20 protein-coding genes, 1 pseudogene and 1 riboswitch are annotated in these 21,913 nt (G+C 70.1%); of the genes and pseudogenes, 5 read left to right on the forward strand and 16 right to left on the reverse strand.

What is annotated here, in order from left to right:
- A pseudogene (locus ABZ016_RS42000) lies at positions 1–779 on the forward strand (AMP-binding protein); the annotation flags it as partial.
- Between the two features lie 13 nt (positions 780–792).
- Here ABZ016_RS42000 and ABZ016_RS42005 read toward each other — a convergent pair.
- Together ABZ016_RS42005 and ABZ016_RS42010 are read right to left on the reverse strand one after the other, a co-directional pair.
- Positions 793–2,379 carry a GMC oxidoreductase gene (locus ABZ016_RS42005; RefSeq protein ID WP_356922084.1) on the reverse strand — a complete coding sequence of 529 codons (1,587 nt, stop codon included), beginning with the start codon at positions 2,377–2,379 and terminating at the stop codon, positions 793–795.
- 103 nt (positions 2,380–2,482) lie between these two features.
- Positions 2,483–3,625 carry a glycosyltransferase family 4 protein gene (locus ABZ016_RS42010; RefSeq protein ID WP_356922067.1) on the reverse strand — a complete coding sequence of 381 codons (1,143 nt, stop codon included), beginning with the start codon at positions 3,623–3,625 and terminating at the stop codon, positions 2,483–2,485.
- A 117-nt stretch (positions 3,626–3,742) separates the two neighbouring features.
- Between ABZ016_RS42010 and ABZ016_RS42015 the strand changes: the two genes are divergently transcribed.
- Positions 3,743–4,978 carry a glycosyltransferase family 87 protein gene (locus ABZ016_RS42015; RefSeq protein ID WP_356922068.1) on the forward strand — a complete coding sequence of 412 codons (1,236 nt, stop codon included), beginning with the start codon at positions 3,743–3,745 and terminating at the stop codon, positions 4,976–4,978.
- Between the two features lie 25 nt (positions 4,979–5,003).
- On the opposite strand, the gene ABZ016_RS42020 is transcribed toward ABZ016_RS42015, so the two are convergent.
- From ABZ016_RS42020 to ABZ016_RS42040, 5 genes are all read right to left on the reverse strand, one after another.
- Positions 5,004–6,188: a hypothetical protein gene (locus ABZ016_RS42020; protein ID WP_356922069.1), complete on the reverse strand. Its 1,185-nt coding sequence runs from the start codon at positions 6,186–6,188 to the stop codon at positions 5,004–5,006.
- A 33-nt stretch (positions 6,189–6,221) separates the two neighbouring features.
- Positions 6,222–7,235, reverse strand: a complete 1,014-nt coding sequence (locus ABZ016_RS42025) for an NlpC/P60 family protein (protein ID WP_356922070.1) — start codon at positions 7,233–7,235, stop codon at positions 6,222–6,224.
- A 223-nt stretch (positions 7,236–7,458) separates the two neighbouring features.
- Positions 7,459–8,499, reverse strand: coding sequence for an NlpC/P60 family protein (locus tag ABZ016_RS42030; protein WP_356922071.1), 1,041 nt, complete (start codon positions 8,497–8,499; stop codon positions 7,459–7,461).
- Between the two features lie 248 nt (positions 8,500–8,747).
- Positions 8,748–10,097 (reverse strand): NYN domain-containing protein, encoded by a 1,350-nt coding sequence (locus tag ABZ016_RS42035; protein ID WP_356922072.1) that lies wholly within the window; start codon positions 10,095–10,097, stop codon positions 8,748–8,750.
- Positions 10,098–10,133: 36 nt separating this feature from the next.
- Positions 10,134–10,373 (reverse strand): hypothetical protein, encoded by a 240-nt coding sequence (locus ABZ016_RS42040; RefSeq protein ID WP_003989675.1) that lies wholly within the window; start codon positions 10,371–10,373, stop codon positions 10,134–10,136.
- 159 nt (positions 10,374–10,532) lie between these two features.
- Between ABZ016_RS42040 and ABZ016_RS42045 the strand changes: the two genes are divergently transcribed.
- Complete coding sequence (locus ABZ016_RS42045; protein ID WP_356922073.1) at positions 10,533–11,285, forward strand: rhomboid family intramembrane serine protease; 753 nt, start codon at positions 10,533–10,535, stop codon at positions 11,283–11,285.
- Positions 11,282–11,563: an Lrp/AsnC ligand binding domain-containing protein gene (locus ABZ016_RS42050; RefSeq protein WP_030249451.1), complete on the forward strand. Its 282-nt coding sequence runs from the start codon at positions 11,282–11,284 to the stop codon at positions 11,561–11,563. The genes ABZ016_RS42045 and ABZ016_RS42050 overlap by 4 nt, the downstream gene beginning before the upstream one ends.
- A 19-nt stretch (positions 11,564–11,582) precedes the next feature.
- On the opposite strand, the gene ABZ016_RS42055 is transcribed toward ABZ016_RS42050, so the two are convergent.
- From ABZ016_RS42055 to ABZ016_RS42080, 6 genes are all read right to left on the reverse strand, one after another.
- Positions 11,583–12,950, reverse strand: coding sequence for an aminotransferase class V-fold PLP-dependent enzyme (locus ABZ016_RS42055; protein WP_356922074.1), 1,368 nt, complete (start codon positions 12,948–12,950; stop codon positions 11,583–11,585).
- 146 nt (positions 12,951–13,096) lie between these two features.
- A riboswitch (SAM riboswitch) is annotated at positions 13,097–13,213 on the reverse strand.
- Between the two features lie 73 nt (positions 13,214–13,286).
- On the reverse strand, positions 13,287–14,351 hold the full coding sequence (gene trpD, locus ABZ016_RS42060) for an anthranilate phosphoribosyltransferase (protein WP_356922075.1): 1,065 nt from the start codon (positions 14,349–14,351) through the stop codon (positions 13,287–13,289).
- A 125-nt stretch (positions 14,352–14,476) separates the two neighbouring features.
- Positions 14,477–16,099: a cytochrome bc complex cytochrome b subunit gene (locus tag ABZ016_RS42065; RefSeq protein WP_356922076.1), complete on the reverse strand. Its 1,623-nt coding sequence runs from the start codon at positions 16,097–16,099 to the stop codon at positions 14,477–14,479.
- On the reverse strand, positions 16,096–17,169 hold the full coding sequence (locus ABZ016_RS42070) for a Rieske 2Fe-2S domain-containing protein (RefSeq protein ID WP_356922077.1): 1,074 nt from the start codon (positions 17,167–17,169) through the stop codon (positions 16,096–16,098). The genes ABZ016_RS42065 and ABZ016_RS42070 overlap by 4 nt, the downstream gene beginning before the upstream one ends.
- On the reverse strand, positions 17,166–17,978 hold the full coding sequence (locus tag ABZ016_RS42075) for a c-type cytochrome (RefSeq protein WP_356922078.1): 813 nt from the start codon (positions 17,976–17,978) through the stop codon (positions 17,166–17,168). Before ABZ016_RS42075 ends, ABZ016_RS42070 begins: the two co-directional genes overlap by 4 nt.
- A 77-nt stretch (positions 17,979–18,055) precedes the next feature.
- On the reverse strand, positions 18,056–18,676 hold the full coding sequence (locus tag ABZ016_RS42080; protein ID WP_003989683.1) for a heme-copper oxidase subunit III: 621 nt from the start codon (positions 18,674–18,676) through the stop codon (positions 18,056–18,058).
- 144 nt (positions 18,677–18,820) lie between these two features.
- Here ABZ016_RS42080 and ABZ016_RS42085 point away from each other — a divergent pair, with 144 nt between their 5' ends.
- Entirely contained in the window at positions 18,821–19,222 is a 402-nt protein-coding gene (locus tag ABZ016_RS42085; protein WP_356922079.1) for a hypothetical protein, read from the forward strand.
- Between the two features lie 92 nt (positions 19,223–19,314).
- On the opposite strand, the gene ABZ016_RS42090 is transcribed toward ABZ016_RS42085, so the two are convergent.
- From ABZ016_RS42090 to ABZ016_RS42100, 3 genes are all read right to left on the reverse strand, one after another.
- Complete coding sequence (locus tag ABZ016_RS42090) at positions 19,315–20,571, reverse strand: Ig-like domain-containing protein (RefSeq protein ID WP_356922081.1); 1,257 nt, start codon at positions 20,569–20,571, stop codon at positions 19,315–19,317.
- A 131-nt stretch (positions 20,572–20,702) separates the two neighbouring features.
- The gene (locus ABZ016_RS42095) at positions 20,703–21,101 is read right to left on the reverse strand and encodes a cytochrome c oxidase subunit 4 (protein WP_356922082.1); all 399 of its coding nucleotides are present in this window, start codon (positions 21,099–21,101) and stop codon (positions 20,703–20,705) included.
- Positions 21,098–21,913, reverse strand: an 816-nt coding sequence (locus ABZ016_RS42100) for a cbb3-type cytochrome c oxidase subunit I (protein WP_356922083.1), incomplete at its 5' end; no start/stop codon positions are given. The genes ABZ016_RS42100 and ABZ016_RS42095, both read right to left, overlap by 4 nt.

A 21,913-nucleotide genomic window follows, 5' to 3' on the forward strand; every position in this document is an offset into this window, starting at 1 on the left:
CTCGGCGGCCGGGGCGAGTACGCCATCTCCGGCGGCGCCCCGCTGGGCGAGCGCCTCGGCCACTTCTTCCGCGGCATCGGCTTCACGGTCCTGGAGAGGGCTACGGTCTCACCGAGTCCTGCGCGGCCACCGCGTTCAACCCCTGGGACCGGCAGAAGATCGGCACGGTCGGCCAGCCGCTGCCCGGCTCGGTGGTGCGGATCGCCGACGACGGCGAGGTGCTGCTGCACGGCGAGCACCTGTTCAAGGAGTACTGGAACAACCCCGGCGCGACCGCGGAGGCGCTGGCCGACGGCTGGTTCCACACCGGTGACATCGGCACGCTCGACGAGGACGGCTACCTCCGGATCACCGGCCGCAAGAAGGAGATCATCGTCACCGCGGGCGGCAAGAACGTCGCCCCGGCCGTGATCGAGGACCGCATCCGGGCGCACGCGCTGGTCGCGGAGTGCATGGTGGTGGGCGACGGGCGGCCGTTCGTGGGCGCGCTGATCACCGTCGACGAGGAGTTCCTGGACCGTTGGTGCGCCGACCACGGCAAGCCGGCGGGTTCCACCGCGGCGTCGCTGTGCGAGGACCCGGACCTGCTGGCCGCGATCCAGACGGCGATCGACGACGGCAACGCCGCGGTGTCGAAGGCGGAATCGGTGCGGAAGTTCCGCATTCTGTCCTCCCAGTTCACGGAGGAGTCGGGCCACCTGACTCCCTCACTGAAGCTGAAGCGGAACGTGGTCGTGAAGGACTACGCGCAGGAGATCGAGGCGATCTACGCGAAGTGACCCACGGGGTCGGCTATGGCGCGGTGTCCTCCACCAGGACCCGCGCCATCGTGCGTTCGGCGAGGGCCGTGATGGTGACGAAGGGGTTGACGCCGATCGAGCCGGGCACCAGTGAGCCATCGGTGACGTACAGGCGTGAGTACCCCTTCACCCGGCCGTAGGCGTCCGTCGAACGGCCCAGGACGCAGCCGCCCAGCGGGTGGTAGGTGAAGTCGTCGGCGAAGACCTTGTTGCCCGAGCCGAACAGGTCGTACCGGTAGATCGTGGCGTTCGCCCTGTTGATCCGGTCGAACAGTTTCTTCGCCATGCCGACCGACACGGCACTCTGCGCGGGGCTCCACCCGAGCCGCACGGCGCCGCTCGCCGAGTCGTACGTGAAGGACGCCCGCTCACGGTTCTTGGTGATCGCCAGGTAGAGGCTGACCCAGTGTTCGAGCCCCATGGGCAGGGGCGCGATCTCGGCGAAGACCGGGTTGGCGGTGTTGGCCCAGTCGTCGATGCCCATGACCGGCATGGTCGACTGGTTCGCGCCGACCGTGTCCCACAGGTGGTTGGCCCGGCCCAGCATCACGTTGCCGTTGGTGCCCCAGCCGGTGCCCACGCTCGCGTCCAGCGCGGGCAGTGTGCCCGACTCCCGGGCACGGACGAGGAGTTCGGTCGTGCCCACGCTGCCGCCGCCGAGGAAGAGATAGGTGCAGCCGTACTCCTTGGTCTCGACGACGGTGCCGGTGTCGTCGATGCGGTCGGCGGTCAGCACGTACGTCCCGTCGGCCGCCCTGCTGATCGACGTCACCCGCTCCATGGTGTGCAGGGTGACGTTCCCGGTGCCGAGCGCGGAGGCGAGGTACGTCTTGTCGAGGCTGCGCTTGCCCTGGTTGTTGCCGTAGATGACCTCACCCGCGAGAGCCGACTTGGTGGTCGTGCCGGCCGCCTCGCGCTCCATGTGGCCGAAGTCGTAGACGTTGGGCACGAAGGTGGTCTTCAGGCCTGCCTTGTCCGCGTGTGCGCGGGAGACCCGGGTGAAGCGGTACCACTCGGTGGACTCGAACCAGGCGGGGTCGACGGTGTTGACGCCAAGCATGGAGCGGGCGCGCGGGAAGTAGGTGTCGTACATCTCCGCGGTGTCCACGGTCGGGAACTGCTCGGCGAAGTAGGACCGGAGCGGGGTCACCGCCATGCCGCCGTTGACCAGGGAGCCGCCGCCCACGCCCCGGCCGACGTACACGGACATGTGGTCGTAGTGCACGCGGTCCAGGACGCCCGGGTAGGCGCTGATGTCCCGGTTGACCAGATCGAGCCAGAGGAAGGTGGCGAGCGGGGCCTCGGTGCGGGTGCGGAACCACATGGAGCGCTGGTCCGGGGCCAGGGTGGAGCAGAAGACCTTGCCGTCGGGGCCGGAGGTGTTCCAGAGGCGGCCCATCTCCAGGACGAGGGTGCGGATGCCGGCCTGTCCGAGGCGGAGGGCGGCCACGGCGCCGCCGTAGCCCGAACCGACGACGATGGCGGGCGCGTTGTCCACGGCGGCCGGTTCGGCGGCCGAGGCGGACTGGAGACCGATGCGGGTGAGACCGGACGCGGCTGCCGCCTGAAGGGCCACCATGCCGAGTATTTGACGTCTCGTCAGCTGATGCTGCATCAGTTTTGCTGTCATGCGCGCAGCATGTGCGGATTTTTACGTTCCGCCTAGAGTGCGGGAAGTCCGCTCACAGCAAAGCTTTCAGCTCGTCCGCCAGCAGGTCCCAGCGCCACTTCTCCTCGACCCACTCACGCCCCCGCTGCCCCATCCTGCGGCGCAGCTCGGCGTCACCCAGGAGCGTGACGACACGGTCGGCCGCCTCCTCCGGGGAGCCGCCCCTCACCACCCAGCCCGTCTCCCCGTCGAGCACCGCGTCCGGCGCCCCGCCCGAGTCCCCGGCCACCACCGGCAGCCCGGTCGCGGAGGCCTCCAGGTAGACGATGCCGAGGCCCTCGACGTCGAGGCCGCCCCGGCGGGTGCGGCACGGCATGGCGAAGACGTCACCGGCACCGTAGTGCGCGGGCAGTTCCGACCAGGGCACCGGGCCCGTGAAACGGACGGAGTCCGCGACGCCCGTGTCCTGGGCCAGCCCGCGGAGGTCCTTCTCGTACGGGCCGCCCCCGACGATCAGCAGCACGGCGTCCGGCTCGGCGGCCAGGATGCCGGGCATGGCCCGGATCAGGGTGTCCTGGCCCTTGCGCCGCACCAGCCGGGACACGCACACGACCACCGGGCGGTCCGTCAGCCCCAGTCGTGCCCGCACCTCGTCGCCGCCCGACCCGGGATGGAACGTCTTCTCGTCCACGCCCGGTGGCAGCTGCACCATGCGCGAGGCCGCCTGGGGCGTCAGCGCGGTGGCGATCCGCGAGCGCGTGTACTCGCCGAGGTAGGTGATCGTGTCCGTGGAGTCCCCGATGCGGCGCAGCAGCTGCCGGGCCGCGGGCAGCTGGGCCCAGCCGGCCTCGTGCCCGTGCGTGGTGGCCACCAGCCGCTCGGCGCCCGCGGCGCGCAGCGCCGGTGCCATCAGACCGAGCGGCGCCGCCGCCCCGAACCACACCGAGGTGCACCCGTGCTCCCGCAGCAGCCCGACGGCCCGCCGGGTGGCACGGGGCGTGGGCAGCAGCATCGTCGTACGGTCCCGTACGACGGTGAAGGGCTGCTCGGCGTCGAAGGCTGCGGTCGCCTCGACGCCCTCCCGGCTCCGCTTCCAGGTCGACGCGTAGACGACCAGCCGCTGCGGGTCCAGCCGCAGCGCCATGTTGTGCAGAAACGCCTGGATGCCGCCCGGCCGGGGCGGGAAGTCGTTCGTCACGATCAGGGTCTTGCGCACGCCGCCGACCCTACCGAACCGCACCTCTCGGCCGTTCGCCCCGGCACGTATGGCACGCTCACAGCTGTCGGGGACATCATGGCTCCCTCGACACGGCACGGACGGGGCAGGGATCTGGTGAGGACGACGGGCGCGAGGCGGTCACTGGCATGGCTGCTGGTGATCTGGTTCCTCACGAGGCTGGTGCTGCTGCTGTTCGTGCTGAAGGTGTACGTCTTCCCCGGCCCGGACGTGACGAGCGACGTGTCCGTGATCTACCAGGGCTGGTACGACACCCTGCGGACCGGAACGTTCCCCCGGGACGACGTCACCTGGCAGTACCCGCCCGCCGCCGCGCTGGCCGTCCTCTCCCCCGGCCTGCTGCCCCTCCTGGACTACGCGACCGCCTTCTTCGTCCTGGTCTGCGTCACGGACCTGGCTGTCCTGACCCTGCTGGCGTACGCGGGCCGGCGCCCAGGCAGGTCGCTGCGCGGCGCCTGGGTGTGGGGAGTGGGCGTGCCTCTGCTCGGGCCGACGGTGTACGCGCGCTACGACGTGATGGTCACGGCCGTGGCGGTGGCCGCGCTGCTCGCCGGCTCCCGGCACCCCAGGACGATGGGGGCGCTGGCCGCGTTCGGCGCCCTGCTGAAGGTCTGGCCGGCCATGATCCTGCTGGCCGCCCGCCGGCGCGCCGCCTGGGTGTCGGCGCTGGTGACGGGCGCCGCGATCGCGGGCGGATTCGCTCTGTTCATGCCGGGCGGGTTCGCCTTCCTGACCTCCCAGCGCGACCGGGGCACCGAGGTCGAGTCGCTGGGCGCGCTGGTCTTCCACGTCGCCCGGCACTTCGGCTGGCAGGGCGAGGTGCGGCTGAACTACGGCTCGATCGAGTTCCTCGGGCCGTACGTGAGCGACGTGAGCACGGCCGCCCTGTTCCTGACAGGGGCGGCTTTCGGCTGGCTGGTGCTGTGGCGGCTGCTGGCCCGGGGCTTCGAGGAGCACACGCTCGCCGACGCGGCCTTCGTGGCGGTCCTGATGTTCACCACCACCAGCCGGGTGATCAGCCCCCAGTACATGGTGTGGCTGGTCGGGCTGGCCGCGGTGTGCCTGTACTTCCCGGCGAGCCGCATGCGGGCGCCGGTCGTGCTGGTCCTGCTGGCCTGCTTCGTGACGGTCCTGGAGTTCCCGCTCTACTTCGCCAACGTGGTGGCCAGCGACGGCCTCGGCCTCACCCTCCTGTTCCTCCGCAACGGCCTCCTGGTGGCGGCCACGCTCCTCGCGGCCCGCACCCTGTGGCGCGCGACGGTCCCGCGCACACCCCCCGCCCCCACCCCCGCTCAGCCCGCCCACACCGACGAGACGCCGGTCAGCTCCTGATCCGGAGCTGACCGGCGCGGCCCGGTCAGCCCAGCTGCCCCCGCAGATACTCCTGCCACAACCCCGTGAACTCCGCCGGCGTCGTCCCGAGCACCTCCCGCATCGCGTCCTCCACCGCCCCGGCCCTCTTCTCGTGCTCCCCGACGGCCCGGTAGAAGTCGCCCAGCCGGGACTCGCCCCAGCGGTCGGCGATGAGCCGGCAGGCCGTCCAGCCGCTCTCGTAGGCGCGGGCCAAGCGGCTCGCGTCGCCGGTGAAGGCGAAGTCCTCGTCGGTCGGAAGGCCTGCCGGGACCCGGCCCTGTGCGACCGCGCGGGACAGTTCGGGGGCGGCCTCGCGCGGGGTGCGGCCGGTGGCGCGGTAGCCGACCCAGTCGGCATAGCCCTCGGACAGCCAGAGGGGGGTGGCGGCGGTGGTGTTCCGGCGGGTGGCGACATGGGTCGTCTCATGGGTGACGACCACCCGATCGCCGAGACCGCCGAGGAGGGCGAAGGCGTCCGGGTTGACGATGACGCGGTCCGCCGGTGACCGTGCCGGTGCGCCCGTCTCGCCGGTGGTGACCGCCGCGATCCCCCGGTAGGAGGAGGCGGGCGAGCCGAGCAGCCCCGCCATTGCCTCCAGCGACTTCGGGACGAGGACGACGAGACGACGGCTCCAGTCCGTGCCCCAGGCCCGTGACACCTCGGGCACCGCGCGGTCGGCCAGCTCCGCGTACTCCCGCAGGGACCGGCCGGACTGCCCGACGCCGAGGACGAGGCTGTGCTCGCCCCGGACGGCCTGCACCGCGCCCTGGTCCCACAGTTGCTGTGCGGACTTCTTCGCGGGCCGGTCGGCGTCGACGGACCACCGCCCGTCCGCGTCGCGGCTCAGCCGCAGGGTGCGGCCGGCGGTCACCGGAGCCCCGTCGTACCCGGCGACGCGGTAGCGCAGTTCGGCGTCGACGGTGGCCGTGTCGCCGGTGCGGTGCAGACCGGTCACGCGGTACGACCAGCCGTCCAGCGGCACCGCGCGCAGATCGGCGTAGTCCGGCCCCCCGCCCGTCCCCGCGTAGGCCCGCTCGTCGTGGCCGAGGACCGCGGCGGCCCGGCGGTCGAGGAGCCGCTGGACGTCGGCGGTGGCGGGGTCCGCGACGGACCGGCCGCCGCATCCGGTCAGGACGACGAGCAGCACGACGAGCGCCACCACGGGGGATCCCGACCTTCGACCAGCCATCTTCCCGATCGTACGGGCGCCGGGCCGCGCCGGTCAGACCCTGGTGACCGACGAGATGGGCATCATCCCGACCGGGTCGTAGCGCACGGGTGCGCCGGGGTGGGGCGCGTGGATGACCTGGCCGTTGCCCATGTACATCCCGACATGGCTCGCGTCACCCCGGTAGATGACCAGGTCCCCGGGTCGCGCCTCGGACAGCGGGACCTGCCGGCCGGCGTACCGCTGAGCCTGCGAGGTGCGCGGAATGGCCACCCCGGCCTGCGCGTACGACCACTGCATCAGGCCCGAACAGTCGAAGCCGGAGGGGCCGTTTGCGCCCCAGACATAGGGCCTGCCGAGGGCGGCACGGGCGGCCTCGACGGCGGCGGCCCCGCGCGGCGATGCGGCGTGGGCGTCCCCCAGCCAGGGCATGCCGTAGCGGCCGGAGCGGGAGGCCCGGCCGTAGGCGTCGCGCTCGGACTCCGGCAGGGAGTTGAGCAGCAGCCGGGCCGCGGCGAGCTTCCGCTCGACGGTCTTCTTGTGGGCGGAGACGGCCTTGCGGCTCTTCTCCAGTTCGCGGAGCTTCCCGGCCGTCTCCTCGCGGTCCTGGGCGAGTTCGCGCATGGCCTCCTGGAGCTTCTTCAGCTCACCGGCCTGGTGGGCGGTGAGCCGGTCGAGCCTGGAGGCCCTGTCGAGGTACTCACCGGGGTCGTCGGAGAGCAGCAGGGCGAGGGTCGGGTCGAGGCCGCCCGTCCGGTACTGGGCACCGGCCAGCGAACCGAGCGACTCCCGCATGGAGTTGATGCGCTGCTGCTGCCGGGCGATCCGGTCCCGGGCGGTGCCGGCCTCCTCGCGCAGGGCGTCGGCACGCTCGTCGGCCTCGTTGTAGGCCTCGGTCGCCTTCTCGGCCTGCTCGTAGAGGCGGTCCACCTCGGCCCGGGTGTCGTCGTGCGGTGCGGCCACGGACGGTACCGCGCCCAGGGCGGCGACCGCGACGGACAGGATGCTGACCGCGGCACCGGCGCCACGGTCGGACCCGGACGGTGCAAGGCGGCGATGGGACCCCACGGAAGCCGCTCTCCTCTCCACTGGCAGACCGCTGACGGATGTGGAAACGCGGCAGACAGTAGCCCCGCGACGGGGGACCGCCAACGACCATCCGTGGGTACGCAGCGCGACGCCCCGCCACTGACGCAGGTCACTGGCGGGGCGTGGCCTCAGGTGAGGGTGTCGTGATTCGCCCGAACGGCGGACACGGTGTCCTGATCTTGAGGACTCCGGGGGCGGTCCGTCAGACGCGGACGCCGAACATGAACGGGCCGCCGATGGTGCCCATCGACTCGTAGCGGACGACCGTGCCGGTGCGGGGGGCGTGGATGATCTGCCCGTTGCCGGCGTAGAGGCCCACGTGGTGCAGGTCGTTGAAGAAGAAGACCAGGTCGCCGACCTTGAGCTGACTGGTCGAGTAGATCTTGGTGCCGATCGTCGCCTGGGACTCGGAGGTGCGCGGGATCTGCACGCCGGCCGCGGCGTACGCCCGGGAGGTGAGGCCGGAGCAGTCGTAGGAGCTCGTGCCGGTGGCACCGTAGACGTACGGCTTGCCGAGCTGGCTCTGCGCGAAGGCGTAGGCCGCGGCGGCCCGGCCGGAGCCCGGCGGGACGTCGCCGGAGAGGGCGTCGCGCTCGCTGTCGCGGCTGGCGCGGCTCTGCTCGGCGGCGAGCTGCTGCTTCTCGGCGGCGGTGAGGCTGTTGAGCAGCTTCTGCGCGGAGGAGAGCTTGCCCTGGACTTCCTTCTTCTTCTTGCCGAGTTCGGCCCGGGTGGAGGCGAGGTCCTTGAGCTTCTCGGAGGCCTCTGCGCGGTCCTGGGCGAGTTCGCGCTGCTTCTCCTGGACCTTCTTCAGCGCCTCGACCTGCTGGCTGCTCAACTGGTCGAGCGTGGAGGCCTTGTCGAGGTAGCTGTCCGGGTCGGAGGAGAGGAAGAGCTGGACGGACGGGTCGATGGAGCCGGTGCGGTACTGCGACGCCGCCGCGAGGCCCAGGCTGTCGCGCAGCTCGTTGAGCTCTTCCTGGCCGCGGGCGACGTTGTCCTGGATGGTGGAGATCTCCTTCTGGAGCTTCTCCTGCTTCTCCTTGGCCCCGTTGTACTTCTCGGTGGCCTGCTCCGCCTCTTCGTAGAGCTTGTCGACCTTGGTCTTGACCTCGTCCTTGCTCGGCTTCTCGCTGGGTGCGGCATTGGCGGCCTGCGAGCTGAAGGCGACGGCAGCGGCAGCGGCGGTGGTCAGCACGGTCACACGTGCGCGGCTCGGCTGCTTCGGACGACGGTGGGACGCCACGGGTGACTAGCTCCTTCTCGGCCCCTCCGCCGTCGCTCCCCATGAGCGATCACCCGAGCAGGAGGTGCGGGGCTGACCCTAGTGACCTTCCTGTGATCAGTTCAAATCCTCAGATGAAAAATTGCGTCACGGTGAGCGAACTTTTCCCCTGGACTCACAGGCGGTGAGACCCACTTGACGCAACGTGGCCCACAGGTCTCGCCAATCGGGGCATCACGCCCGGAGGTTACGCATCGCCCGTACGGTCCCTAGGCTCGCGAAAGGCGCTTCAGGAGCATCGCCGACGCCACGGGGCGAGCACCCGCCCTGGCCACACCGTCGGCGACCTCGCGGTCCGTCGACGCCACGATGACGGGCCTGCCCGGGGGTTCGGCGCGCACCAGCTGGCGGATCAGCTCGTCGGCGGTGACGCCCGGCTTCGAGAACAGCACCCGTACCCCGCGGGGCGGTGCCAGCAGCACCGGTGCGGCCAGTTCGGCCCCGTCGAAGACGCACGTCACCTCGGCGCCGCTCTGCGCCGCCAGCTGCGAGAGCTGCCCGAGCAGCCGCAGCCGCTGCTTCTCCAGTGGCATCTGCGGATAACCCGTTTTGGTGACGTTGTAACCGTCGACGACGAGGTGTGCCTGCGGCAGGGCCAGCAGCTGGTCGAGGACCTGCGGGTCGTTCTCCGAGAGCGCGCGGGCGGCGATGTCCTTCGGCGTCATCCGGCCCGGCTCGACGGCGTCCACGGTCTCGGCGGGCCGCACCGACACCGGCGGCAACGCCAGTTCGCGCCGGAGCCCCTGGGTCGCGTCGAGCAGGGTGTCCAGCAGCAGCCGTACCCGCATGTCCTCGACGCTGCGTCCCTCGCGTGCCGCCCGTCGCGCGGCCTCCAGGGCGGCCTCGCTCTCCCCCAGCCGGGCCTTGAGCCGCCGGGTCTCGCTCTCGGCGGCGGACACCTGGGCCTGCGCTTCGGCGCGGGCGGCCTCGATCTCGCCGTGCGCCTTGCGCAGGGCGGCCTCGCCGCGCTTGACGTCGCTGACCGCGGCGCGGAGCTTGCGGTGCAGCGCCTCGGTCTCCTTCTTGGCCGAATCCAGCTCCGCGCGCAGCCGCTCGGTCTCGGCCCTGGTCTGTTCGCGGGCCCGCTCCAGCTCGGCGCGCAGCCGCTCCAGCTCGGCCCGGCTCTCCTCGTCGGCGCGCTCGGCGTCGGCCCGCTGGGCCTCCTCGCCGGCGGCGGCCACCAGCTTCACCCAGCCGAGGGGCCGCAGTACGTAGGCCGCGGCCGCCACGTCGAGCGGGTCCGCGGCCGGGGGCGGGGAGCCTGAGTCGAGAGCGCCGGCGACTTCCGGCTGGGCCTCTCTGAGCTTCTCCCCGATGCGCTGCCGGAACAGCGGGTCGGTCTCCAGCGCCGCGGCCATGGCATTGCCGGCGAACTTGGCCCGCCGGTTCGGCGCGAACCGGGCGTACTGCCGGAGCTGCGCGGGCAGCTCTCCGACCGTCAGCGAGCCGAAGCCGTCGGAGACGATCTGCACGACCCGGCGGCGCACGCCGTCGGGCAGCGGACGGTCGAGCACCTCGGCGGCGCCGTCGCCCGGCCCCCCGCCCGTGGTCTCCACCATCCGTCACACCCCAATGCCTGTGCGGGCCTGCTCCCCTCAGGAGCCGGCGCCCGGCCTGTCCACGAGTTCCACCTGGTCCACCGCGTTGCACCAGCGGCAGCGCACCGACTCGATGGTCTCACTGAGCACCTCGCGCTCCTCGACCTTCGGCTCTCCGGCCAGGTCGAGGTGGACGTACTCGACGACCTTCGACGAGCGGGTCACGTCGAACCGCGTGAGGTTGCCGCAGAGGGTGCAGCGCCACCGCGTCTCGGCGGTCGGCAGGGGAACCGTCATCGTGACCTGTTCTCTTTCCTTCTAGTGTCCGTGACGCCACCGGCTTCCCCGGTGCGTGTGGCTCGTAACCCTACGGCCTGGTGGGTCGTCGTCGCCCACGCGTCCACGGCGGCGAGGCGGTCTGTGCTGGTGCGTCCGGTTACGTCATGCTCTGTATCCATGATCAGCAAGTGGAGCGCGTCGCTCGTCCGGGCCGGCCGATCGGTGAGCGGGTCGTCGGCGCCGGTGACGTACGCACTGATCGCCCTGTGCTGCGTGGTCTTCCTGGCCGGCCCCGCCGCGGGCCTCAATCCTGTCTACGGCACCGGCGACGACCTGCTCGCCGCGCAGCGGGCCTGTTTCCGGCGCTGGGGCGTGATCCCCGCAGAACTGTTCGAGGGGTCCGCCGGATCGGCCCTGACCCCCGCGACCGCGCTCTTCGTCCACGGCAGCTGGGTCCACCTGCTCGGCAACATGCTCTTCCTCTACGTCTTCGGGGCGATGACCGAGGAGCGGATGGGCCGGGTGCAGTTCGTCCTGTTCTACCTCGGCTGCGGCTACCTGGCCCTGCTGGGCTACGCCGTCGCCAACGCGGACTCCGAGCAGTCCCTGGTCGGGGCGTCGGGGGCGATCTCGGCGGTCCTCGGTGCATTCCTGTACCTGTTCCCCAGGGCCCGGGTGACCAGTCTCCTGCCGTTTCTCTTCTTCCTGCCGGTGCGCTTCCCGGCCTGGGTGGTGCTGCCCTTCTGGGCGGCGCTGCAGTGGCTGGCGGCGGGGCGGGCCCCGGACGGCCCCGGGGTGGCCTACCTCGCCCACCTGATCGGGTTCGGTCTGGGCTTCGGCTGGGCGTCGGTCCGCTACGGCCGCCCGACCAGCCCCACTAGAGTGAAGGCCGCCCCTGCTCCGGCCTCCGAGGGAGAGAACAAACCGTGATCACCGCGATCGTCCTCATCAAGACCAGCGTGGACCGGATCCCCGAGATCGCGGAGTCGATCGCCGCGCTGGACAGCGTCAGCGAGGTCTTCTCCGTCACCGGCACCTACGACCTCATCGCGATGGTCCGGGTGCGGCAGCACGAGGACCTGGCGGAGGTCATCCCCGGCCGGATCAGCAAGATCCCCGGCGTCGAGGGCACGGACACGCACGTGGCGTTCCGCACCTACTCGCAGCACGACCTGGAGGCGGCGTTCTCGATCGGGCTGGACAACTAGGACCCCTGGGCCCCGCCGTTCAGGCCGACGTGTCCGGGACGCAACGGCCGTCCTCCGTACGGTAGTTCCACCGTGCGCCGTCTCGGACCAGCTCCCGCACGGCGTCGGTGAACCGCTCGACGTGCTCGTCGGGCGTGCCCGCGCCGAAGCTCACCCGGATGGCGTTGAGGGACCTCTCGCCGGGAGCCGCCTCCGGTGCGCCGCACTCGCCCTGGGTCTGCGGGTCGCTGCCCAGCAGCGTCCGGACCAGGGGATGGGCGCAGAACAGCCCGTCCCGCACCCCGATGCCGTACTCGGCGGAGAGGGCGGCGGCGAAGTGGGAGCTGTTCCAGCCCTCGACGACGAAGGAGAGCACACCGACGCGCGGGGCGTCGTCACCGAAGAGGGAGAGGATCCGGACCTCAGGCACCTCGGCGAGGCCCGCCCGCACCTTCTCGATCAGGTACCGCTCCCGCGCGACCAGCTGGTCGAACCCGGCCTCGGTGAGCGCCGTGCAGGCGGAGGCGATGGAGTAGGCACCGATGACGTTCGGCGACCCGGCTTCGTGGCGGGCGGCGGTCTCGTGCCACTCCACGTCCACTCCCCCGTCCGTGCGCCGGGTGACCTTGCGGCTGGCGCCGCCGCCGGCCAGGTAGGGCTCGGCCTCGCGCAGCCAGTCGGCCCGCCCGGCCAGGACGCCGGAGCCGAAGGGCGCGTACAGCTTGTGCCCGGAGAAGGCGACCCAGTCCACGTCGAGGTCGGCGACGGACACCGGGTGGTGCGGGGCCAGCTGGGCGGCGTCGAGCACGATCCGCGCGCCGTGGGCGTGCGCGGCCGCCGCCAGCTCCCGTACGGGCCACAGCTCGCCGGTGACGTTCGAGGCGCCGGTGACGCAGACGAGGGCCGGTCCGTAGGGGGCCCGGTCGGCCAGAGCGCGCTCCAGGGTCTCGACGGCCTCGCGGTGGCTGCGCGGGGCGTCGAGGAAGGTGACCTGGGCGTTCCGCCAGGGCAGCAGGGAGGCGTGGTGCTCGGTCTCGAAGACGAAGACCTGGCAGCCGGCCGGGAGCGCGCCGGCGAGCAGGTTGAGGGAGTCGGTGGTGGACCGGGTGAAGACGACCTGGTCGCCGTCCCGGCAGCCGAGGAACTCCGCGACCGTCCGGCGGGCGTTCTCGAAGAGGTCGGTCGACAGCTGGGACAGGTACCCGGCACCGCGGTGGACACTGCCGTAGTACGGCGCGTAGGCGGCGACGTCGTCCCAGACCCGCTGGAGGGCCGGGGCGCTGGCGGCGTAGTCCAGCGCGGCGTAGGTGACCTCGCCACCGGTGACGAGCGGCACGGTGACGTCCCGTCCCAGAACGGGCAGCGGGGCACAAACGGACTGGGCGGCGGCGACGGTGGAGACGGACATGGGTGAACTCCCGTGAAGGCAGGTGGAATCCGCCCGCGAGCCGGTACGGCGGTGCGCGCACGGCTACCAGCGGGGGTGAAAGGAAAGGGGTGCGGAGGCGGGGCTCTGCGGCCCTATCGCATTCGCTGATTCACGGGAAACTCCTCGTCACGCGCTTGCCACAGACCTCGCTGCCTGCGGCCCGGTCTTCACCCGGGGCACCCCGCCACGGACGGAGGGTTGCCGGACAGTCGGCCGGGGCCTCATGACTGTCACTCATGACCTGGTCAGGAACCTACGGGAAGAGATCGGCGCCCCGCAACCCGAGTCCGGATCGCGGGACGCCGTACGGTTCCGCTACGCGTTGCTCGCGGCCACCCAGCGCTCCAGGGTCCGCTTGGCCGCTCCGGAGTCGATCGACTCCGCGGCCTTCGCCATCCCGGCTCGGATCTGCTCGGCCAGCGGTGCCTCCGTCGGATTCAGCGCCACCAGCGCCGCCGCCGAGTTCAGCAGGACCGCGTCGCGCACCGGGCCGGTCTCGCCGTCCAGCAGGCGGCGGGCGACCTCCGCGTTGTAGGAGGCATCCGCGCCGCGCAGGGCCTCCACGGGGACCAGTTCGACGCCCACGTCGCGCGGGTCGAAGGACTCCTCGGTCACCTTGCCGTCGCGGACGATCCACACCCTGGAGGTGGCCGTGGTGGTGAGCTCGTCGAGACCGTCGTCGCCGCGGAAGACCAGCGACGAGTGGCCGCGCTCGGCGAAGACGCCCGCGACGATCGGCGCCATGCGCGGGTCCGCGACGCCGACGGCCTGGGCGCGCACCTTCGCGGGGTTGGTCAGCGGACCGAGGACGTTGAAGATCGTCCGGATGCCCAACTGGCCGCGGGCGGCGCCCACGTACCGCATGGCCGGGTGGAACTTCGCCGCGAAGCAGAACGTGATCCCGGCCTCCTCGGCGACCTCGGCCACCCGCGGTGTCGGCAGTTCCAGGTTGACGCCGAGCTTCTCCAGGACGTCCGAGGCGCCGGACGCCGACGACGCTGCGCGGTTGCCGTGCTTGACGACCTTCGCGCCGGTGCCGGCGATGACGATCGCCGACATCGTGGAGATGTTGACGGTCTTCGCTCCGTCGCCGCCGGTGCCGACGATGTCGACGGCCGGACCCGGCACCTCGATCACGTTCGCGTGCTCGTACATCGCCCGGACGAATCCGGCGATCTCCTCGACGGTCTCGCCCTTGGCGCGCAGCGCCACCACGAAGCCGGCGATCTGCGCGTCCGTGGCCTCGCCGCGCATGATGAGGTCCATCGCCCAGGCGGTGTCGTCGGCGGTCAGGTCCCGGCGGTCCAGCAGGCCGTTCAGCAGGGCCGGCCAGGTGCGGCCCGCCGCGGTGTCGCCTCCAGCGGGGGTCACAGCGCTCATAAGCCGCTCCTGGGTCGTCGTACGCCACGTAAAAGCTGTGGTCTCACCCTATCCAGCCCGGGACACCACGAAGGGCCCCGTCCGAACACCGGACGGGGCCCCTCTGTGGCGTGGCGAAGCAGTGATCAGTGGTGGCCGTGGCCGCTCGTGATCTCCCGGTACTCCTCGGCGGTGGGCTTGGGGATCTGGGCGCCCTCGCCGTAGTAGGACTCGCTGAGCTTGGCGCGCAGCTTCTCGGAGCCCTTCACCTTGCGCTCGACACCGTTCTCGTCGACCGTCGGGCCGATCTCGACCGGCTGGTACTGCTCGTGCGCGGTGAGCGTGTACATCTGCTCCTGGCTGAGCGGCTCGTGCACCTCGATGAACTCACCGTGCGGCAGGCGCTTGATGATGCCCGACTCGCGGCCGTGCAGCACCTTCTCCTTGTCCCGGCGCTGCAGGCCGAGGCAGATGCGCTTGGTGATGATGAAGGCGACGACCGGTCCGGCGAAGAACCCGATCCGGACGAACCAGGTGACCGAGTTGATCGACAGATGGAAGTGCGTGGCGACGATGTCGTTGCCACCGCCGATCAGCATGATGATGTAGGCGGTGACCCAGGCGACGCCGAAGCCCGTGCGCGTCGGGGCGTTGCGCGGCCGGTCCAGGATGTGGTGCTCGCGCTTGTCCCCGGTGACCCACGACTCGATGAACGGGTAGAGGGCGATCATGCCGAGGAAGAGACCGAAGACCACCAGCGGGATGAACACACCCAGGACGAGTGTGTGACCCCAGAGGTTGATCTCCCAGCCCGGCATCGCGCGGATCAGACCCTCGGCGAAGCCCATGTACCAGTCGGGCTGGGCACCGGTCGACACCTGGTCGGGCCGGTACGGGCCGAGGACCCAGATCGGGTTGATCGTCGCGAGACCGGCGAGGGCCGCGATGAAACCGAAGACCAGGAAGAAGAAGCCTCCGGCCTTGGCCATGTAGACCGGCAGCAGCGGCATGCCGACGACGTTCTTGTTGGTCCGGCCGGGGCCCGCGAACTGCGTGTGCTTGTGGTAGAAGACCAGGATCAGGTGGCCGACCACCAGCCCGAGCATGATGCCCGGCAGCAGCAGGATGTGGATCGAGTAGAACCGGGCGACGAAGTCGGTGCCCGGGAACTCTCCGCCGAACAGGAACATCGAGATGTACGTGCCGACGATCGGCACGGACAGGATCGCGCCCTGCGTGAAGCGGACACCGGTGCCGGAGAGCAGGTCGTCCGGGAGCGAGTAGCCGGTGAAGCCGGTGAACATGCCCAGGACGAACAGCAGGAAGCCGAACAGCCAGTTGATCTCACGCGGCTTGCGGAACGCGCCGGTGAAGAACACGCGCATCATGTGCACGAACATGCCGGCGAGGAAGATGATCGCCGCCCAGTGGTGGATCTGCCGGATGAGCAGACCGCCGCGGACGTCGAAGCTGATGTCCAGGGTGGAGGCGAACGCCTCCGACATCAGCTGCCCCTGGAGCGGGACGTAGCTGCCGTGGTACTCCACCTCGTTCATCGACGGGTGGAAGAACAGCGTCAGGTACACACCCGTCAGGATGATGATGATGAAGCTGTAGAGGCAGATCTCACCCAGCATGAAGGACCAGTGGTCCGGGAAGATCTTGCGCATGTTGGCCTTGGCCAGGGAGTAGATCCCGAGGCGGCCGTCGGCCCAGTCGGCGACCCGCTCTCCGGCGGGCGCCTTGCGGCGTGTCTGTGCAGTGCTCATCCGCGCTCCCAGAAAGCAGGGCCGACGGGCTCTTCGAAGTCGCTGAGCGCCTCGAGGTAGCCCTCCTCGTTCACGCCGATGCGGAGCTGCGGCAGGGCGTGACCGGCGGGACCGAAGATCACTCGGGCACCGTCGGAGAGGTCGAAGGTGGACTGGTGGCAGGGGCAGAGCACGTGGTGCGTCTGCTGCTCGTACAGGGAGATCGGGCAGCCGACGTGGGTGCAGATCTTCGAGTACGCGACGATGCCCTGGTGCGACCACTCGAGCTCGCGCTTGTCCTTGATGTTCTCCGGCTGGATCCGGACGATCATCAGGGCGGCCTTGGCGATCTCGTTCTGGAAGTCGTGGTCGTGCTCCTCCAGGCCCTCGGGCTTGGCGAAGGTCAGCGAGCCGACCGCGACGTCCGCCGGGCGCAGCGGCTCGTTGGTGTTCATGTTGACGAGCAGCTTGCCCTTGGACCAGAGCGTGTGGCGCAGCTTGTCCTCGGGCAGCGGGCCGAGGTCGCGCAGCAGCACGACGCCGGAGAGCGGCACCAGCGTGAGCGCGCCGAACATGGTGGTGCGGATCAGCTTGCGGCGGCCGATCGCGGACTCCTTGGCGCCCTGCTTGAAGTCGGAGAAGACCTTCTCGCGGGTCTCGGGGTCGGCCTCGATCGGGTGCCGCTCGTCGGCGATCTCCACGTCCGACATCAGGGTGCGGGCCCAGTGGACGGCGCCCGCGCCGATGCAGAACAGCGCGATACCGAGCGTCAGACCCAGCGCGAAGTTCAGCGCGCTGATGTGACCGAGCGGGAAGATGTAGACCGACTTGTCGACCGGGATCGCCACGAACGAGGCGATGAAGGCGACGGTGGCCAGCATCGACACCGTGAACAGCAGGGCGACCGAGCGCTCGGACCGCTTGGCGGCCCGCTCGTCGATGTCCTGGACCCGGTGCTCGTGGGGAGGCAGTCCCGGGTCGGCGAAGGGGTGCTTGTCGTCCGCGGGGCTCACCGCGCCGTGCCCGTGCTCGTCATGTCCGGCGGACTGATCGGCGGGCAGGTTCTCTTCTGGAATGTCTTGGCTACTCATGACTTCTTGGCCTTTGCGGTCCGGGCGGCGACCCACACGGCGACGGCGATCAGCCCGCCGAGACCGAAGATCCAGCCGAACAGGCCCTCGCTGACCGGCCCGAGGCCGCCGAGCTCGAGACCGCCGGGGCTCTCGGACTTGCTGCTGTTGACCGCGTCCAGGTACGCGATGATGTCCTTCTTGTTCTTCTCCGACAGCGTGGTGTCGGGGAAGGACGGCATGTTCTGCGGGCCGGTCTGCATGGCCTCGTAGATGTGCTTCGGGTCGACACCCTCGAGGGTCGGCGCGTACTTGCCGTGTGTCAGCGCGCCGCCCTTGCCGGTGAAGTTGTGGCACTGCGCGCAGTTGGTGCGGAACAGCTCACCGCCCTTGGCGATGTCGGCGCCCTCGGGGCCGTACTGCTGCTCCGTCGGGACGGCCGGACCGGCGCCCAGCGAGGCGATGAAGGCCGCGAGCTGGTCGATCTCGGCCTGGCTGTAGATGTTCTTCTTCTTCGGGACCTGCGGGCCCTGGGAGGTGGCGGCCGGCATACGGCCCGTGCCCACCTGGAAGTCGACTGCCGCGGCGCCCACACCCACCAGGCTCGGCCCGTCGGAGGTGCCCTGACCGCCGGTGCCGTGGCAACTGGCGCAGCCGACCGAGTAGAGCTTCTTGCCCTCCTCGATGGTGAGGGACTGGGCGGTTTCGTCGGCCTCAGCCTTGCTCGTGGGTGCGAACACGGCGTACAGCCCCCCGCTGAAGAGCAGCGCGAGGAGTAGGACGACGACCGCCGCCAACGGGTGGCGTCGTCGTGCGGAGAGCTTTTTCACGGATTACCCCGGTGTCAGGATCTTCTGCGTCGATGCTTCTGGGTTGCGTGCCACGTCGGGCGCGCGTGCGGGCCCGACTACTTGATCATGTAGATCGTGGCGAAGAGGCCGATCCAGACGACATCGACGAAGTGCCAGTAGTAGGACACGACGATGGCGGCCGTCGCCTGCTCGTGGGTGAACCTGCTGGCCGCGTAGGTCCGGCCGAGGACCAGCAGGAAGGCGATGAGACCGCCTGTCACGTGCAGGCCGTGGAAGCCGGTGGTCAGGTAGAACACCGAGCCGTACGGGTCGGAGGACAGGGACAGGCCCGCGTCCTTGACCAGCTCCGTGTACTCGAAGACCTGACCGCCGATGAAGATCGCACCCATCACGAACGTGACGATGAACCACATCCGCAGCTTCTTCACGTCACCGCGCTCGGCGGCGAAGACGCCGAGCTGGCAGGTGAGCGAGGAGAGCACCAGGATGGTGGTGTTCGTCGCCGAGAACGGGAAGTTGAGATGGGCAGCCATCTCCTTCCAGTGATCGGGACCCGTCACCGATCGCAGGGTGAAGTACATCGCGAAGAGGGCCGCGAAGAACATCAGCTCGGAACTCAACCAGATGATGGTTCCGACGCTGGTGAGGTTCGGCCGATTGACCGACGGGTGCGCGTGCCCGGTTTCTACTGTCGTTGCTGTCGCCACGACCGACATTATGTCGGTCGCTTATCCCGCCCTCACTCCGGGGGGTGCCGTTCGGAGTGTCTGAGCCGGTCGTACCGGTGTTGACGTGGTGTTCAAGGGAGTAGCATCCGCCCCACGGGCCTGTCCTTACGACGCTGACGTCACGGAGGAACAATGCAGCCGACCGCCACGGTGCTGGTCTACAGCGACGACTCCAACACCCGCGAGCAGGTGCGGCTCGCGACCGGCCGACGGCCGGCGCCGGACGTTCCTGTGGTGGAGTTCGTGGAGTGCGCGACTCCGGCTGCGGTGCTGAAGGAGCTGGACCGGGGTGGGATCGACGTCTGCGTGCTGGACGGTGAGGCCGTGCCCATGGGGGGCATGGGGGTCTGCCGGCAGATCAAGGACGAGGTGTTCCGGTGCCCGCCGGTGTTGCTGCTGATCGGGCGGCCGCAGGATGCGTGGCTGGCGACGTGGAGCCGGGCCGAGTCGGCCGTGACGTTGCCGGTGGAGCCGGTGGAGTTTGCTGCCGCCCTGGCTTCGCTGTTGCGGGAGAAGCTGGCTTTGAACGCCTAAGGGCTCGGGGCTCCTGTTGTTTCGCGGGTGCGGGTGATCTGTGGCTTGTCGCGCAGTTCCCCGCGCCCCTGGGGCGATGCCCCTGAGGGCGTCTAGACGCTCTGTGGGCGCAGGCGGGCCCTGTCCGCCGCTGTAGGGCCGTCGGGGGTGCCGCCGATGAGGGCGCTGCCGGTGCGCCACTTCGCCCAGTCGAGGTTCCAGTCGCCGAAGCCGTTGCCGAAGGGTGCCATCGTCTCGCCGCCGGAGTTCACGACCTGGACGATGTCGCCCTCGCGGACGGTGTCGTAGAACCACGCGGCGTTCTCGGTGCTCATGCCGGTGCAGCCGTGGCTGACGTTGGCGAATCCCTGGGAGCCGACGGACCAGGGGGCGGCGTGGACGTACTCGCCGCTGTTGGTGACGCGGACGGAGTGGTGGACGATCAGGTCGTAGAAGTCCGAGGAGCCGATGCTGGCGCTGGTCATACGGACGGTGCCCTCCTTGGCGAGGACGACCTTGACGCCGTTGCGGGTGTCGTAGCCCGCCTTGCCCGTGGTGACGGGTATCTGCCGGATGACCTCGTCGTTCTTGTAGACGGTCATCTGGTGGGCCGCGGCGTCCGTGATGGCTATGAGCTTGTCGCCGGTGCTGATCGTCAGGGGCTTGGCCTTGCCGCCCCACATCCGGTCGCCGATCTTGATGCCCGCGAGGTTGCTGTGGACCTGCACGGTGGCCTGTGCGGGCCAGTAGTCCTTCGGGCGGTAGTGCAGCTTCTTGTCGTCCACCCAGTGCCAGGCGCCGTCGACGGCGGGCGTGGAGGAGACCTTGAGCGCGTTCTCGACGACGGCCCGCTGGGCCCTGTCCTTGACGGGCTGGCTCAGCTCGGCCGTGATGGGCTGGCCGACGCCGTAGGTGCCCTTCTTGGGGCCGAAGGTGACGTCCAGGCGCTTCTGGGTGGTCGGCTTGCCGGTGTCGAAGGTGAGGACCTTGCGGCCGGGCGCCCCGTCCTCGTCCTCGGTGCTCACGCGGACCGTGTAGCTGGCGTTGGCGGCGAGCGGTGAGGTGCTGTGCCAGCGGCCGCCGTCGGCTGCGAGTTCACCGGCCACGTAGCGTCCGTCGGCGTCGTGGGCCGTGACGTCCGTGATACGCCCGTCGGAGTCCTCTGCGACCACTTCCAGGGGCTTGTCCGGGTCGGCCTTCTTGCGGCCCTCCGAGGGGGCGTTCACGGAGATCTGGTCCGCCGCGTCGTAGGGGCGGTGGGAGAGCGGGTTGCCGTCGGAGCCGCAGGCGGTGACGCCCGCGCAGAGGGCTGTCACCAGCAGCGTGCAGCTGACGGCGGTGCTGGGGCGGGAGATCACTGGGTGGCTCATGACCTCAACGTAGGAAGCCGCGTCAAGGGTGGCACGCCAGGAGACTACGAACGGGTGACACGCATTGCGGCAAAAGCACGGGCCCGGACGCTCCTTGCGGAGTGTCCGGGCCCTGAAGCGCTCGGCTCGTGTTACTGGGTGCGGTTCTCACCGCGGTAGTACTCGAAGACCCAGCCCCAGATGCCGACCAGGATGACCGGCAGCGAGAAGTACATCAGCCACCAGCCGATGGCGACCGACAGGAAGGCGAGGGCGCCACCGATGCCCAGGAAGAGCGGCTGCCAGCTGTGCGGGCTGAAGAACCCGACCTCGCCGGCGTCGTCCGCGACGTCCGCCTCCTTGTTGTCCTGTGCGCCGACGTCCACCCGCTTGGCCGTGAAGCCGAGGTAGAAGCCGATCATGATGCACAGACCGAAGGCCAGGAAAAGGGCCGTGGTACCGGCCGGCTCCTTCGACCACACGCCATAGACGACAGCCATGACGAGCACGAAGACGCTCAGCCACATGAACATCTTGCCCTGGATCTTCACTTGCCGGCCTCCTTGCCGCCAGCGAGGGTCTTCTCGCCGTGACCGACGTTCTCGAGCTGGTCGAGAGCAGCGATCTCAGGGTGGTGCAGGTCGAACGCCGGGGATTCACTGCGGATCCGCGGCATGGTGATGAAGTTGTGCCGCGGCGGCGGGCAGGAGGTCGCCCACTCCAGGGAGCGGCCGTAGCCCCACGGGTCGTCGACGCCGACCGGCTTGCCGTACTTGGCCGTCTTCCACACGTTGTAGAAGAACGGCAGGATCGACATGCCGAGCAGGAACGAGCTGATCGTCGAGATCGTGTTCAGCGCGGTGAAGCCGTCGGCCGCCAGGTAGTCGGCGTAACGGCGCGGCATGCCCTCGGCGCCCAGCCAGTGCTGGACCAGGAACGTGCCGTGGAAGCCGATGAACAGCGTCCAGAAGGTGATCTTGCCGAGGCGCTCGTCCAGCATCTTGCCGGTCCACTTCGGCCACCAGAAGTGGAAGCCGGAGAACATCGCGAAGACCACGGTGCCGAAGACGACGTAGTGGAAGTGCGCCACCACGAAGTACGAGTCGGAGACGTGGAAGTCCATCGGCGGCGAGGCCAGGATGACGCCGGTCAGACCACCGAAGGTGAAGGTGATCAGGAAGCCGGTCGCCCAGAGCATCGGTGTCTCGAAGGACAGCGAGCCCTTCCACATGGTGCCGATCCAGTTGAAGAACTTCACACCGGTCGGTACCGCGATCAGGAAGGTCATGAAGGAGAAGAACGGCAGCAGCACACCGCCGGTGACGTACATGTGGTGCGCCCACACCGTCACGGACAGACCCGC

The organism is Streptomyces sp. NPDC006372, from assembly GCF_040612515.1.
Classification (GTDB): Bacteria; Actinomycetota; Actinomycetes; order Streptomycetales; family Streptomycetaceae; genus Streptomyces.

What these genes read in the sequence shown, in the direction of transcription:
- ABZ016_RS42005 (WP_356922084.1), bottom strand. Translation starts at nt 2,379, where the DNA reads ATGGTGGCCCTTCAGGCGGCAGCCGCGTCCGGTCTCACCCGCATCGGT.
- ABZ016_RS42020 (WP_356922069.1), bottom strand. Translation starts at nt 6,188, where the DNA reads ATGGCTGGTCGAAGGTCGGGATCCCCCGTGGTGGCGCTCGTCGTGCTG.
- ABZ016_RS42035 (WP_356922072.1), bottom strand. Translation starts at nt 10,097, where the DNA reads ATGGTGGAGACCACGGGCGGGGGGCCGGGCGACGGCGCCGCCGAGGTG.
- ABZ016_RS42040 (WP_003989675.1), bottom strand. Translation starts at nt 10,373, where the DNA reads ATGACGGTTCCCCTGCCGACCGCCGAGACGCGGTGGCGCTGCACCCTC.
- ABZ016_RS42045 (WP_356922073.1), top strand. Translation starts at nt 10,533, where the DNA reads ATGATCAGCAAGTGGAGCGCGTCGCTCGTCCGGGCCGGCCGATCGGTG.
- ABZ016_RS42055 (WP_356922074.1), bottom strand. Translation starts at nt 12,950, where the DNA reads ATGTCCGTCTCCACCGTCGCCGCCGCCCAGTCCGTTTGTGCCCCGCTG.
- trpD (WP_356922075.1), bottom strand. Translation starts at nt 14,351, where the DNA reads ATGAGCGCTGTGACCCCCGCTGGAGGCGACACCGCGGCGGGCCGCACC.
- ABZ016_RS42065 (WP_356922076.1), bottom strand. Translation starts at nt 16,099, where the DNA reads ATGAGCACTGCACAGACACGCCGCAAGGCGCCCGCCGGAGAGCGGGTC.
- ABZ016_RS42070 (WP_356922077.1), bottom strand. Translation starts at nt 17,169, where the DNA reads ATGAGTAGCCAAGACATTCCAGAAGAGAACCTGCCCGCCGATCAGTCC.
- ABZ016_RS42080 (WP_003989683.1), bottom strand. Translation starts at nt 18,676, where the DNA reads ATGTCGGTCGTGGCGACAGCAACGACAGTAGAAACCGGGCACGCGCAC.
- ABZ016_RS42085 (WP_356922079.1), top strand. Translation starts at nt 18,821, where the DNA reads ATGCAGCCGACCGCCACGGTGCTGGTCTACAGCGACGACTCCAACACC.
- ABZ016_RS42090 (WP_356922081.1), bottom strand. Translation starts at nt 20,571, where the DNA reads ATGAGCCACCCAGTGATCTCCCGCCCCAGCACCGCCGTCAGCTGCACG.